The sequence below is a fragment of the Nocardia sp. NPDC051900 genome, assembly GCF_044452545.1.
In the GTDB taxonomy this organism is placed as follows: Bacteria; Actinomycetota; Actinomycetes; order Mycobacteriales; family Mycobacteriaceae; genus Nocardia; species Nocardia sichangensis.
The window spans coordinates 32,024-45,495 of record NZ_JBITBU010000016.1; the positions used below are offsets into that span (position 1 = coordinate 32,024).

Consider the following 13,472-nt stretch of genomic DNA (forward strand, 5'->3'; position numbering starts at 1 on the left):
GGTCGCCGCCGCGATCGGTCCGCGACGGCCGACCGGCAGCTCATGGTCGGGGGGTCGCGGCGGCGAGTTTCTCGACGGCGTCGACCGCCGCGGGCACGCCGTTCTCCTTCGCGGCCGTGTGGCCGACCTCTGCCGCTCGCTGCCGCACCTGGGGCGTCAAGACCTGCGCCAACGCGCGATGCAGACGATCGGTGGTGATCGTGCGATACGGGAAGGTCGCTCCGATGCCGAGCGCGGCGATGCGCCAGCCGTAGAAGAATTGATCGCTGTGCACCGGGATCACCACGGCCGGGATCCCCGCTCGCACCACGTCATGGGTGTTGCCGCTGCCGCCGTGGTGCACCACCGCGGAGCACCGCGGCAGGACGCGGTCGTAGTCGAACGAATCGATGATCAGCAGGCTGCGGTCGGCGCTGAACCCTTTCGGGAATCCCTCGCCTTTCACCGTGACGAGTGCCCGCGCGCCCAAGCGCGCGCAGACCGTCGCGATCATCTCGCGGCATTCCACCGGATCCAGCACGGGCATTCCGGTCATGCAGAAATAGATGGGCGGCGACCCTTCGTCCAGCCACGCGTCGAGCCCCGGATCGATGACCGCTTCGCCCCAGGCGTCACGCAGCGGCTGCGGCAGAACGGAAGCGCCCACGATCGTCGCGCGGTCCGGCCAATCGTGCGGCTTGGGCAACAGCACCGGGCTCACCATGTGGACCAGCGGTATCCGCTCCGCACGCAGGCGCCGGAAAGGATTGCGCGGCCTGCCTGGCAGGCCCATGTGACGGCGCAATTGCCGGTCGACCTTGCGATACAGGAACGTATAGGACCATTCGAACAGGCTGTAGCTCGCCCGTGACAGCGTGCGCGACGAGGTCATGTTCTTCGCCATGAACGACGACGGGAACTCATCGGTGCGTTCGAGCGGATAGGGCAGGCAGCCCAGTACCGGCGTCCCGGTCTTCTCACGGAACTCCATCGCCCACGGCAGCGTCGACGCGCAGGCGACGACGACGTCCGCGGACGTGCAGGCGCGCAGGAGTACCTCGTGCATCGCGACACCGCGCTCACCTTCGATGATCCGCACCGTGTCGAGCATGATGCGCACGAACGGCAGCGTCTTGCCGGAGGCCAGCGCCCGCTTGGCCGCGGTCGTCTCGAGCAGTTCGGCGGCGTCGAAGGGAATCACATGGGGTTCGAAGCCCGCGTTGCGCACGATCTGCGCTTGATTGCGGGTGGCGGTGATGTCCACCTCGTGACCGCGGGCGCGAAATTCCTGCGCCAACGCGAGATATGGTTGATGATCGCCCCGGGTACCTGCGGGCAACAAGGCCACACGCATACTATCGACTTCCGCTCGTGCACTGGGCTCGTCCGGCCGAATCCCACGAATCGGCCGACATCTGGTTCGTTGTCGGGGTCCGCCTCCCGCGGACGTCCCGCTCGCTCGACAGAGTTCGGAACGGTACTCGGCCCCCCGCCGTTCTCAACGGGCCGATTGCCTGTCTGCAGAATCGAGAGTTGGTCCTTTCGTTCGAACGATGAGCCGACGGACCGCGCCGAACCCGGCGTGGTCGGTTCCGCGAAACCGGCGCAGGCCAGTATCCCGGCTCGACCGGGCGTCGTCCAGACTAGGCGCGGACCGGGGTGCATTCTTCTCAGTGCTGGGAGGTAGCGGCCCTGGAACCCACGGCCGAGCCGACCGGAAAACAAGGGGCGTCAAGCGGATCCGGCGCGCTACGGTGCCCGGATGCGCGATACCGACGATTACTTCGGCGAGCAGGTCGCGGCCACCTATGACGAGTCCTCGGCCGCGATGTTCGAGCCGGGCGTCGTCGACCCGGCGGTGACCTTTTTGGCAGAGTCGGCCGAAGATGGCCCGGCCTTGGAATTCGGCATCGGAACGGGGCGGATCGCCTTGCCGCTCGCCGCGCGCGGAGTTCCCGTGCACGGCATCGATACGTCACCCGCGATGCTCGCCCGGTTGCGTGCCAAGGCCGGCGGCGACGAGATCGCCGTGACCATCGGAGATTTCGCGTCCACGAAGCTGACGTCCCGATTCTCGCTGGTCTACCTGGTGTTCAACACGATCATGAACGTGACCACCCAGGCGGGTCAGGTCGCCTGCTTCCGCAATGCGGCGGCCCACCTCCGACCCGGCGGCCGCTTCGTCGTCGAAGTCATGATGCCCGAACTGCGCGGGCTGGCGCCCGGCCGCAACACGGTGCTGTCTCGGACCGGATCGTCGAAATGGGCCTACGACGAGTACGACATCGCCACGCAGACGATGAGTTCGAACTACCTCGAGGTCGTCGAGGGACGCGGCAGCTACCGATCGATTCCGTTCCGCTACGTGTGGCCCGCGGAATTGGACCTGATGGCCGAGATCGCCGGCCTGCGGCTGGATGCGCGGTGGGACGGGTGGACACGCGAACCGTTCACCAGCGAGAGCCGCGGACACGTCTCCGTCTGGCAGAAGCCCGGCGGCTGAGCCCGGCGCTGCGGGTTGGGTCGTCGTCCGGGGCGACGTGTCCTCGCCGGTGGTGGGTCGAACGCGCGGAACGCGCTGGGGCGTACCGATCCCGTCACCACACGCGATAAGGCACGGTGGCGGTGTAGCCGGTGGTGCGGTCCAGGAGGACGGTCAACCGCAACTGCCAATAGCCGGGGAGGGCAACGCGCACCGGTTGGGAAACGAAATAGTGCGGGCCCAGTTCGACGGGCTCGATCCGTCGGAAGGGAACGTCGATGGGGACCGAGGCATCGCCGGCACGGGTCAGTCGGCCGGTGACGGCGGAGGCGTCGATCGGGGTTCCGCTCGCGTCGCGCAGGTGGACGGTCAGCTCTTGTTCGCCCGCACCGGCGCCGTCGACGGTGACCTCGGCTCGTGCCCGGCCGAGGTCGGCGGTCACCGTGATCCGCGGGTCGTAGGCGTCCCTGGCCGGTGTCGTGCCCGCGAGGACACCGGTCACCACCAGAACGGCCGCCAGAAGGACGAATTCGAGGCGCAGCGCCGAGTGCGGAACGCGGCCGCGAACGATTCGTCGCGCGGCGAGCACAACACCGGCCGCGGCGAGCGCCAGCGCCGATTTGAGCAGCAGGAGCCGACCCCACGACGTCGTCCACAGTGCCGCGAGCGGGTCGACCGAGCGGAGGCTCTGATAGACGCCGGTCAGCACGAGCGCGGTGACGGCGGCGATCGCGACGCGGCCGAAGCGCGGGAGCAGGGCGGAGCGGTCGGGCCGCCGCCGGACCGCGACGGCCAGCACGACGGCACCCACCCACAACGCCATCGCGAGCACATGGACCGCGGTGGAGAACAACGCGGCGGGTCGGTCTCCCCCTGCCAGGGCGTGGCCCGACTCCGCCGTCGCCACGACGATCACCGCTCCCGCGACGGCGATCACTTTCGGTCGCGACCGACCGGCCGCGAGCGCGGCACCGGCGACAGCGCGCACCACGGCCGCCGCACCCGGCGAGGATGTGAGAGCCTGCGCCCACACCTGTGGATCGGCCCAGCCGTCGGGGCCGGTGAGGCGAGCCGGTGTCATGGCGAGCCCGAGTAGCGAGACGGCGACGACGGTGACCGCCCCGATCCCGGTCAGTTGCGCGACCAGCGCCGTCCTGGTCCCCGCACGCCACACCAGCAGCGTCACCCCGGGGACGCCGACCGCGAGCACCACACCGAGATATCCGACGGCGGTGAGCATCCTGGCTACGCCGTCGGCGGTGACCGCGATCGGATCACGAGGTGGATCGCCGAGGGTCAGGTCGGGCGGCACCCGGATACCGAACACACTGGAACCGCTGACCGTGTGACCGTCCGCGGACAGCACCACCCAGCTCAGCAGATACGTCCCAGTGGGCAGCTCGGGCCGCACTCCGACCGCGACGGCACGGCCGCCGTCGGCGGCCGACACCGCCTCGGTGTCGACCCGGCGGCCGTCCTTGTCGGAGACGGTGACACCGGCGCCCGCCGCCGTCACCGGTTCGTCGAAACGCACCGTCACCCGCGTCGGAGCGTCCGGGACGGTCGCACCGTACGCGGGGTCGGTGGCGACGAGCACGGCATGCGCCGACGCGACCGCCGACGGAGCCAGTAATACGGCCGCGACCGCGAACAGCCCGGCCAGCAGTTCGCGTGCCAGGACGGTCACCGGCTGCGCGCGCCGCGCACGAACGGCGCCGCCGCCAGAGCCAGCGCGCCGAGCGCCACCACCAGCGCGATCCAATCGACCCATCCACCGGAATCCGAATTCCGCGGATCTACAGGCGATTGCGCGGACGCCGCCGCGGTGGCGCCGGGCGCCTCGTGCCCGCTGTGGCCGGATTCGGCGCTCAGACGCACCACCGGAGCCGGTTTGTCGGGCGGTGTCCCGTCGGTGCTGCGTTCGATCCAGGAGACCACGGTGCCGTCGCTGTAGGTCTGGATCGCGGGCAGCGCGAGTTCCCGGACATCCGGCAGCGGACCGAGCAGCAGCCGGAATTCCCCGAATTCCCCAGGCCGCACGGCGGACCCGGGTTGCGCGGTGAACGTCACCGACGACACGGCCGAGGTCACCGTGGCGCCGTGCCCGTTGTCGATCGGCGCGGGTAGCGTGGTGCGGCGCGTCGACACATCCCATCCGGGTGTCGTGGCGGTGCGTACGACGGCGAGCGGATGGTCCAGGGGCAGGCCGACTTCCAGCCGCACGGTGCCCGCCGTCTCGGATTCCGTGGGAACCCGCAGCGTGACCACGCTGTACCCGCCGGGGGCCGCGTCCGGTGCGCCGGCCGTGACGTGCGCGGCCGCGATTCCCGGTCCGGCGCACAGCCCGGCCAGCACCATCGCGGCCGTGGCGGCCAGACGTCTCACTGCGAACCTCCCTGTCGTTCTCCGAGTTCCCGCGCCGCGGCCGTGATGCGCGCGGCGTCGACGAGCGTGATGGCCCGCCCTTCGTGCGCCACCACGACCGGCCCGGAATGGCCGGAGATCCGGGCGGCGGCGCGGGTCAGCGGTTCCGTGGTGCCCGCCACCGGAAGCGGCGGTGCCAGATGAACGATGACGGGGTCGTCGTCCGGCGCACCGGCCAGCGTCGTCGCGACCGCCGCGCCGAGGATTTCCGGTACCACGACCGGTCCGGTCTCGTCGCGCAGCAACAGCACCGGAAGCGCGGGTGCCGCGCCGAGCAGCGTTCGAGCGTGGGCGACGGTCGCATCCGACGGGATGGTGCGCGGACTTCCGGCGACCTCGCCCACCACATCGGCCACCGTCGGTCCGGTCACTCGGTCGCGCAGCGCGAAGCCGAAACGGCCGAGCCACTGGTCGTCGAAATATTTGGTGAGATAGGAGCGACCGGAGTCCGGGGCGATGACGACCACCACGTCGTCCGACCGCAGTGTCCGCGCGACCCGCAGGGCGGCGGCGATCGCGGTTCCCGACGATCCGCCCAGCAACAGCCCCTCCTCGCGGGCGAGGCGATGCAGCACCTCCAGTGCCTCCGGGTCACCGATCCGCTCGATGTGATCCACGACGGCGGGGTGATACGAGGTGGGCCACTGGTCGTCCTCGGTGTCGGGATGCCGGTAGTGTCCGACGGATTCGACGTACCAGGCACGACCGTCGCCGCCGCCGTAGACGGAGGTCTCCGGGTCGGCGCCGATCACGCGGACGGCGCCCCCGGACACCTCTTTGAGGTACTCGCCCGCGCCGGTGACGGTGCCGCCGGTACCAACGCCCGCGACGTAGTGGGTGATTCGCCCGCCGGTCTGGGCCCAGATCTCCGGACCCGTCGTCCGGTGGTGCGCCGCCGGATTCGCGGGATTGTCGTACTGCCCGGCGAACCACGCGCCCGGGATCTCGGCGGCCAGCCGGGTCGCGACCGTGCGCACGTGCTCCGGATGATCGGCCGGCCGCCCGCCCGGGGTCACCCGCACCTGTGCGCCGTAGGCGCGCAACAGCGCGATCTTCTCCTCGCTGGTCTTGTCCGGCACCACCACGATCGTTCGGTAGCCGCGGGTCGCGGCGATGGCGGTCAACGCGATGCCGGTGTTGCCGGAGGTCGCCTCTACGACCGTGCCGCCGGGCCGCAGCTCACCGGAGGCCTCGGCGGCGTCGATCATCGACCGTGCGGCCCGATCCTTCACGCTGCCCAGCGGATTGAGGTACTCGAGTTTGACGTATACCATCGCGGTGATCCCCTCGGTGACCCGGTTCAGCCGGACCAGCGGGGTATTGCCGATCGCGTCGGTGACGGAGTCGAAGACCCCGCTCGTGCGCGGGTGGGTTGCGGTCACGCGACGGCCCTGCCTGTCTCGCCGAGCAGCCGCAGGATCTCGCCCCGCAGCCGCAGATATTCCGGATCGTCATGTGCGCGGGGCCGGGCCAGTTCGATAGGCACGTCCCGCACCACCTTCCCGGGCCGGGCGGAGAAGACCACGACCCGGTCCGCCAGCCGCAACGCCTCGTCGACGTCGTGGGTGACCAGCACGGCGGTGAACCCGTCCTCCCGCCACAGCCGGACGATCTCGGTCTGCAGCGTGGCGCGGGTCAGCGCGTCGAGCTTGCCGAGCGGCTCGTCGAGCAGAAACAGCCGCGGCCGGTTCACCAGCGCCCGCGCCAACGCCACCCGCTGCGCCATCCCGCCGGACAGCTGCGCCGGATACGTGTCCCGGAAACCGTCGAGACCGACCAGTGCGAGGGCTTCGGCCACCCGGGGCCGGTCCTCGGCCAGGGTGCCGCGAGCCTGCGGTCCGAGCGCGACATTCTGCTCCACGGTCCGCCACGGGAACAATGTCGGATCCTGGAACATCAACGCCCGGTGCGGATCCGGGCCATCGATCGGCGCACCGTCGGCGCGCAGCACGCCCCGCGACGGCCGCTCGAGTCCCGCGAGCAATCGCAACAAAGTCGACTTGCCGCACCCCGACGGCCCGAGCAACGCGACGAACTGCCCCGCTTCGATCCGCAGGGACACGTCGGTGAGCACCCGCAGCCGGCCCAGTTGCTGGGCGCGGGTCGGTTCGGGTGCGGGCCGCCCGAGCAGGCGCTCGACGACGTTGCGCGGGCGTGCGCCCGCCACCGCGAATTGATGTGAGACCGCATCGATCTCGACCGCGCTGCCGCGTGCCGCGCCGCTCACCATCGCACCAGATCCTTCTCCCAGGCCAGCACGCGGTTGCGGACACGGAACAGCAGCAGCATGAGCGTGCGGCACACCACCACCATGATCACGATCGCCGCGTACATCCGCGGATAGGCCGCCCACCCCTTGGTCCACTGGATGTACCAGCCCAGACCGTTCTTCACGCCGAGCAACTCCGCGACGGCCAGCGCGGCCAGCGAAGCGCCCAGACCCATGAACAGTCCGGTGAAGATGCTCGGCAGAGCGCCGGGCACCGCGACCCGCCAGACGAGGAAATGCTTGGACGCCCCGAGAGTCTGCGCGACATCGAAGTAGCCGCGCGCGACCCCCGCGATGCCCGCGCGGGTGAGCACCGCCACCGGGAACCACACACCGAACGCGACCATGAAGATGCTGCCGCTGTAAGTGGTGGGGAACAGCACCAGCACCACCGGCAGCAGCGTGCCCGCCGGCACCGGGCCGACGGTCTGCAGCACCGGATTACCCCAGTAGGCGGCGAGTTTCGACCAGCCGAGAGCGATGCCGGTGCTCAGGCCCGCGACCGCGCCGATGACGAACCCGACCGCCAGCAGCAGCATCGAATGCCACGTGCTCGACGCGAGCAGGCCCGCGTCGCTGTAGAACACCAGCAGCATCTGCTGCGGCGACGCGAAATGCGGGGGTTGCAGCCACCCGGTCTTGGCGGTGGCGAATTCCCAGAACAGCACCCAGACGCCGAGCACCGCGATCCACGGTGTCCAGTACCGCAGCCGCAGGGTGGCCGCGCGGTCGCGGTAGGCGTAGGCCGCCCACAGCGTGAGCGCCGCCGTCCAGGCGGTGAACAGCCCTCCGGCCGCCAGCGGCGCCGCGACGTCCAGTCCGTCCGGGACCGCGAGCGTGACCACCGCGGTCAGAGCCCACACCGCCCAGGCGAGCGCGAAGCCGAGCGTCGGCGGATAACGTGTCACCGCGGTTTCCGGCGGCCGCGTCGCAGGAGAGGTCGAATCGGCCCGGACGGCGGCGGTGTCGGCCGTTGTCGTCATCGCGGTGTCACCAGTTCAGCCCGAGATCCGCGTAGACCTTGCCGGCCAGCGCGTTCGGATCTGTCTTGCGGTCGAGGTAGCCGGTCTTGGCGAATTTGACGATGCCGGAAGTGATCTCGCTCTCGAGTCGCGCCGCCGACGGGTTGTACCCGTAGGTCTTCAGGATCGCTTCGATGGTCGGTTGGTCCGCCGCGACGTACTTGTTGTCGACTTCGATGGCCGCGGCCTGCGGGATGTTCGCGCCCGCCCATCGGCTGCCCTCGGCCCACGCGGTCACCAGCGCCCGCGCCACGTCCGGGTCCTCGCGCAGCAGCCGCCCGTTGATGGCGGTCGCGCAGCAGTAGAGCTGCCGGTTGGTGCCCTGGGAGTTGTTGGTCAGTTCGCGAGCCTTGCCCTTCAGTGTGGGCAGCAGGCCGTTGGGGTCGCTGGCCGCGATCGCGGCGATGTCACCGCGCACCAGCGCGTCGGTCAGCTGGTCGGCGGCGAAGACCCGCCAGTCGATGTCCTCGCTCGGGTTGATGCCCGCGTCGAGCAGGTCCAACGAGAAGAACGACATCGCCGAATCGCCGATCGCGCCGACGCCGATCGGCTTGCCCCGCAGCTCGGCGACGGACTTGATCGGGCTGTCGGGGGGCACCACGATGCGCAGGCAGCCCTCGTGCAGCCCGGCGGCGAGTTTGGCGTCGATGCCCTGTTCGATCGGTTTGAGCCAGGAGAAGAAGATGCCCGGCGCCGCGTCGAGTTTGCCCGCGCCCACCGCGTCCTTGATCTCGTCGCCGCCGGTTTTGACGATCTGCACATCCAATCCGTGCTTCTCGAAGATCTTCTCGTGATGCGCCACGTACAGCGGCGCCTCGCAGACGCCGCCGCCGTAGCCGATCTTCAGGGCGCGGTTCACCCCTCCGGCGCCGGGAGTGCGGCGTGTGGTGAGCCACGCGGCCAGGCCGCCGCCCGCGACCACCGCCGCGGCGATGCCCGCGCCCGCGAACAGCTTGCGCCGCGACAGTGCGGGAGTGTCCGGTTCCGCCGGTGCTGCCAGATCCTCGTCCTCCGGATCCACCGGGGCGGGCGGGTCCGCGGGCGCGGTGAGCGCGTCGTCCGGCTCGCCGCCCTGCTCCGGGGCGTGCTGATCGTCGTTGTCTGCCATGTGCTCGATGCCTTTCCCTGCTGGCCGACGGTTCACCGCGCCCGAGATTCCGGCGGGCCGGGCGCACCGATCAGCCGAAGCGCCGGAGGCTCTCAGGTTCGCAGCAACACCTTCGCGGAGACATATTTCGCGTCAGCGCGATCGAATTCGGCTGCCTTGTCGTCGCAGCGGCGGCGTGGGGGAAGCACAGGCGGTGGTGTTCGCAATTCGGGTGGGATGCCGTCGATCTCGCGCGTTGTCCCGCTTCGGAGGTCCGGTTCACCGACGCGACCGACCAGTGTCGTCTTGCCCGGCCCCGTCGCCGACGGCGGGATCGCGTGGATTGTTCGGCTGGCCGGAGCCGCTTCGGCCGATGGCGTTGCCGCTCGAAAAAGGAAATGCAGCGTACGAATGTCGATTGCGCACATCGGTCACCGATAGCCCGCCACCGCTTCTTTCTCCGGTCGCGCTCGTCCTGGCAGGGCGGTTTGCCACTGCGCCGGGTGCGCGGGCAATATGTGGAGGCTCGACGGTTGCCGCAATAGCTGTTCGCCGCGAACCGTCCTGCGCCGCGAGGGGGACCCCGGTGTTCCGGGGGCGGAACCGATCTGTTATTTACTGGCTACGATTGTTTTTTCGACTGCACGCGCTCGGTAACCGTGAAGGGATTATCTGTATGGCACGCAAGGTCGTCGTGACACTGGTCGATGACTACGACGGCAAGTCTCAGGCCGAGGAAACCGTGTCTTTCGCCGTGGACGGCGTGGCCTACGAGATGGACTTGTCGACGGAGAATGCCGGTCAGTTGCGCGGATTCTTCGAACAATGGGTTCCGTATGCCCGCAAGGTCGGCCGTGCGCGGCGCGGCCGCGGCGGTGTCGTGCGGTCGGCGAACGACCGGGAACAAGCCACGGTGATCCGGGAGTGGGCGCGCAAGAACGGCATCGACGTCTCGGCGCGTGGACGTATCTCCGCCGAGGTGGTCGAGGCGTACAAGAAGGCGAACGGGTAGCTCCGGGACAGTTCGTCTCGGTTCGTGGCCGTCCTCGCGTCTGCGGGGACGGCCACGGCATTCTTACCGCGCCGCGCCGCGATAACAGCGCTCGACGCGGGTAAACGATCGGTATGACGGTCACGATAGGCGCTCCGAAGCAGGACCTGCCCCGCCCGCGCGGCGAGCTGTCGGAGGCGGTGGTGAAACTGCTGGGCAGCCGACCAGGTGGTTCGGTGCCGGTGCCGGGCTCGGTGGACCCGTACGGCGAAGACCTGCATCTGGCGCTGCACACCTGCTACGAGCTGCACTATCACGGTTTCGCGGCCGTCGACGCGGGATGGGAATGGGACCCGGGTCTGCTGGGGCTGCGCGCCGCGCTGGAACAGCGATTCCTGCGCGCGCTGCGCGAGGACGTGTCCGGTGGCGATGATCTCGACGCGGAGCTGGAACGGTTGCTGGTGACGCCCGCCGACCCGGAGGGGTTGAGCCGTTTCCTGCGCGACGAGAGCGAATGGTGGCAGATGCGCGAATATTTCGTGCACCGTTCGATCTATCACCACAAAGAGGCCGACCCCTACGCCTGGGTGATTCCCCGGCTGCGCGGCCAAGCCAAGGCGTCGCTGGTGGCGGTGGAGTTCGACGAGTTCGGAGGCGGGCGCGGCGAGCGCGTGCACGCGCAGCTGTATGCCGATCTGCTGGCGGGCGCCGGGCTCAACCCGGACTATCTGCACTATCTGGATGTGGTGCCCGCGCCGATGCTCGCGCTGATGAACATGATGTCGCTGTTCGGGCTGCACCGGTCGTGGCGGGGCGCGCTGGTGGGGCATTTCGCCACGGTGGAGATCACCTCGCCGCCGGGCGCGCAGCGGCTGGTGGAGGCGCTGGAACGTTTGGCCGCCGACCCCGCGTGTCTGCTGTTCTACCGCGAGCACGTCGAAGCCGACGCGGTGCACGAGCAGGTCATGCGCACCGGCGTGATCGGCGATCTGCTCCGGCGGGAGCCCGAGCTGACCGAGTCGGTGGTATTCGGTATCCAGGTGACGAACCTGCTCGAGGACCGATTCGCCGATCATGTGCTCGAGGCCTGGCGCGCGGGCCGCAGCTCGTTGCGGGAAACCGGCAGCGGGGCGGTCAGCGGGGGTGATTGAGTACCGCTGGGCGGGCTATCCGGCGAATGTGATGTTGATTCGACCCCCCGGTGTCTATCCGCCGCAGCTGGACACCTGGCTGCTCGTCCGCGCTCTGTCCGAGGCGGGTGTTCCGAGCGGCGGGCACGCGGTGGACGTGTGTACCGGCACCGGCGCCTTGGCCGTCGCCGCCGCGTACGCGGGAGCCTCGAAGGTGACGGCGGTGGACGTGTCCAGGGCCGCGGTGGTGTCCGCGTGGCTGAACTGCCGGATGCGCGGTATCGAGGCCGAGGTGCTGCGCGGTGATTTCGCCGCGGTCCTCGGCGGGCGCAGTTTCGATCTGGTGCTGGCCAACCCGCCGTATGTCCCGGCCCCCGTGGGGGTCCACACGCGCGGCATCGCTCGTGCGTGGAATGCGGGTTCCGGGGGGAGGGCGGTCCTCGACCAGTTGTGCGTGGCGCTGCCCGCCCTGTTGAAACCGCGTGGTGTCGCGTTGATCGTGCATTCGGCGCTGTCGGATCCGGATACGACGCTGGCCCAGCTGCGCGAGCGAGAATTGAAGGCCGCTGTCGTGGCCAGGGCGACCGTGCCGTTCGGGCCGGTGCTGCGCCGCCGCGCGGACTGGCTGGAATCGGCCGGGCTGATCGGACCCGGCCAGCGTATGGAAGATCTGGTGGTGATCCGTGCCGACCGAATCCGGCAATGAGCAGTGGCGGCGAGTGACGCTCACCGCCGACGGCCCCGCGTTGATCGAGGGCCCGGTCGAGTTCGTCACCGCGGACGGCCGGACGGTGCGCTCCGACCGGTTCCTGGTGGCCTTGTGCCTGTGTAAGCGCTCGAAGAACTACCCGTTCTGCGACACCAGCCACCGTAAGCATCGCCGTTCGTCGTGACCGCGGGTCACTTCGGCGAACGGTCCGAGCGCAGGTCGCGCACGGTGTCGAGCAGCGCCTCGGCCGCGCAGGCGGTGGTCTGCTCGAGCACGTCCTCCGGTTCCCCGTCGAACTGATGGTGCCATGCGCGCACGTCGTGCTCGGTGGCGATCGCGAACCACACCGAGCCCGGCGGCTGTCCGTCCTGCGGGTCGGGACCGCCCGCGCCCGTGACCGCAACGGCGACAACGGCATTCAGCAGGCTCCGGACACCGGTGGCCATCGCTTCGGCCGCGGGACGTGACACGACCGGCACGTCGGGCACCCCGAGAACCGTTCGCTTGACCTCCGAGCTGTAGGCGACGAGGCCGCCGCGAAACCAGGTGGAAGAGTCGGGCGCGGCGCCGAACGTGGCGCACAGCCTGCCCGCGGTGAGCGATTCGGCGACCGCGACGGTGGTTTCCGAGCGCTGCGCCAATTCGGCCAGCGCGTGTGCGTAGTCGTCGGCGTGGGGCATCTTCGTCCTTCCTGTGCTGTCCGCGGCTCACCATACGACCCGCCGAGGGTCCGGCCGCGCGGCGGACGTCGCGGTTTCGGGGGCGCGGCGCCGGGAATGTCGGCAGAGAACCGGCCCCGACGCAAGGAGAAAGCGATGACCACCGACGCGATCGTGCTGCTTCGTGACGACCACAAGGCGATCCGAAAACTCTTCCGGGAGTTCGAGAAAGCAGGCGACGACGCCATCCGGACCAAGGCGAACGTGGTGAACAAGATCATTGAGGCGCTCACCGTGCACACCTATCTCGAGAACGAGTGCATGTACCCCGAGGTGCGCAAGCTCGTCCCCGAGCTCGAGGACGACATCCTGGAGTCCTACGAGGAGCACCACGTCGCCGACGTGCTGGTCAGCGAGCTGGCGACGATGAAGCCCGACGACGAGCACTTCACCGCCAAGACCACCGTGCTGATCGAGAACGTCGACCACCATATCGATGAGGAGGAGAACGAGTGGTTCCCGAAGGTGCGGGAACGCCTGGGACGTAAGCAGCTCCAGGAGATCGGGGCGCGGCTGCAAGAGCTGAGGAAGAAGGCGCCGACCTCGCCCGCGCAGCCGTCGGCTTTGAAGAAGGCCGTCGACGCCGTGCTGGCCTGATCCGGTCGGGGGGGGGGGGGGGGGGCGGCGGGGGGGGGGGGGGGGGGGGGGGGGGGGGGGGAA

14 protein-coding genes are annotated in these 13,472 nt (G+C 69.7%); 6 read left to right on the forward strand and 8 right to left on the reverse strand.

All coding sequences use genetic code 11. From position 1 onward, the window contains the following. Nucleotides 1–40: 40 nt before the first annotated feature. Nucleotides 41–1,333, reverse strand: coding sequence for a glycosyltransferase (locus tag ACIA5H_RS25615; protein WP_397077788.1), 1,293 nt, complete (start codon nucleotides 1,331–1,333; stop codon nucleotides 41–43). A gap of 408 nt (nucleotides 1,334–1,741) precedes the next feature. Here ACIA5H_RS25615 and ACIA5H_RS25620 point away from each other — a divergent pair, with 408 nt between their 5' ends. Continuing rightward, nucleotides 1,742–2,482 (forward strand): class I SAM-dependent methyltransferase, encoded by a 741-nt coding sequence (locus ACIA5H_RS25620; RefSeq protein WP_397077790.1) that lies wholly within the window; start codon nucleotides 1,742–1,744, stop codon nucleotides 2,480–2,482. 94 nt (nucleotides 2,483–2,576) lie between these two features. On the opposite strand, the gene ACIA5H_RS25625 is transcribed toward ACIA5H_RS25620, so the two are convergent. From ACIA5H_RS25625 to ACIA5H_RS25650, 6 genes are read right to left on the reverse strand one after another with little or no spacing between them, the layout of a single operon-like run. Further along, nucleotides 2,577–4,148 (reverse strand): copper resistance protein CopC, encoded by a 1,572-nt coding sequence (locus ACIA5H_RS25625; protein WP_397077792.1) that lies wholly within the window; start codon nucleotides 4,146–4,148, stop codon nucleotides 2,577–2,579. Further along, nucleotides 4,145–4,846 carry a YcnI family protein gene (locus ACIA5H_RS25630; protein ID WP_379255797.1) on the reverse strand — a complete coding sequence of 234 codons (702 nt, stop codon included), beginning with the start codon at nucleotides 4,844–4,846 and terminating at the stop codon, nucleotides 4,145–4,147. The genes ACIA5H_RS25625 and ACIA5H_RS25630 overlap by 4 nt, the downstream gene beginning before the upstream one ends. Continuing rightward, nucleotides 4,843–6,267: a PLP-dependent cysteine synthase family protein gene (locus ACIA5H_RS25635; protein WP_397077795.1), complete on the reverse strand. Its 1,425-nt coding sequence runs from the start codon at nucleotides 6,265–6,267 to the stop codon at nucleotides 4,843–4,845. The genes ACIA5H_RS25630 and ACIA5H_RS25635 overlap by 4 nt, the downstream gene beginning before the upstream one ends. Beyond that, entirely contained in the window at nucleotides 6,264–7,115 is an 852-nt protein-coding gene (locus ACIA5H_RS25640) for an ABC transporter ATP-binding protein (protein ID WP_397077797.1), read from the reverse strand. The genes ACIA5H_RS25635 and ACIA5H_RS25640 overlap by 4 nt, the downstream gene beginning before the upstream one ends. Continuing rightward, on the reverse strand, nucleotides 7,109–8,137 hold the full coding sequence (locus tag ACIA5H_RS25645; protein ID WP_397077799.1) for an ABC transporter permease: 1,029 nt from the start codon (nucleotides 8,135–8,137) through the stop codon (nucleotides 7,109–7,111). Before ACIA5H_RS25645 ends, ACIA5H_RS25640 begins: the two co-directional genes overlap by 7 nt. Before the next feature lie 7 nt (nucleotides 8,138–8,144). Then, a complete protein-coding gene (locus ACIA5H_RS25650) occupies nucleotides 8,145–9,284 on the reverse strand; it encodes an ABC transporter substrate-binding protein (protein ID WP_379255792.1) in 1,140 nt (379 codons plus the stop codon). Between the two features lie 655 nt (nucleotides 9,285–9,939). Between ACIA5H_RS25650 and ACIA5H_RS25655 the strand changes: the two genes are divergently transcribed. The 4 genes from ACIA5H_RS25655 (at nucleotide 9,940) to ACIA5H_RS25670 (ending at nucleotide 12,277) form a co-directional block, all read left to right on the forward strand. After that, nucleotides 9,940–10,275 carry an Lsr2 family protein gene (locus tag ACIA5H_RS25655; RefSeq protein ID WP_397077802.1) on the forward strand — a complete coding sequence of 112 codons (336 nt, stop codon included), beginning with the start codon at nucleotides 9,940–9,942 and terminating at the stop codon, nucleotides 10,273–10,275. A 113-nt stretch (nucleotides 10,276–10,388) separates the two neighbouring features. Further along, complete coding sequence (locus ACIA5H_RS25660; RefSeq protein WP_397077804.1) at nucleotides 10,389–11,405, forward strand: iron-containing redox enzyme family protein; 1,017 nt, start codon at nucleotides 10,389–10,391, stop codon at nucleotides 11,403–11,405. A gap of 31 nt (nucleotides 11,406–11,436) precedes the next feature. Next, entirely contained in the window at nucleotides 11,437–12,090 is a 654-nt protein-coding gene (locus ACIA5H_RS25665; protein ID WP_379255787.1) for a HemK2/MTQ2 family protein methyltransferase, read from the forward strand. After that, complete coding sequence (locus tag ACIA5H_RS25670; protein ID WP_355080570.1) at nucleotides 12,068–12,277, forward strand: CDGSH iron-sulfur domain-containing protein; 210 nt, start codon at nucleotides 12,068–12,070, stop codon at nucleotides 12,275–12,277. Before ACIA5H_RS25665 ends, ACIA5H_RS25670 begins: the two co-directional genes overlap by 23 nt. Nucleotides 12,278–12,284: 7 nt before the next feature. Here the strand turns inward: ACIA5H_RS25670 and ACIA5H_RS25675 are convergent, their stop codons facing one another. After that, the gene (locus tag ACIA5H_RS25675; RefSeq protein ID WP_397077807.1) at nucleotides 12,285–12,773 is read right to left on the reverse strand and encodes a CinA family protein; all 489 of its coding nucleotides are present in this window, start codon (nucleotides 12,771–12,773) and stop codon (nucleotides 12,285–12,287) included. Nucleotides 12,774–12,908: 135 nt separating this feature from the next. Between ACIA5H_RS25675 and ACIA5H_RS25680 the strand changes: the two genes are divergently transcribed. Beyond that, nucleotides 12,909–13,409: a hemerythrin domain-containing protein gene (locus tag ACIA5H_RS25680; protein WP_379255785.1), complete on the forward strand. Its 501-nt coding sequence runs from the start codon at nucleotides 12,909–12,911 to the stop codon at nucleotides 13,407–13,409. Nucleotides 13,410–13,472 lie beyond the last annotated feature (63 nt).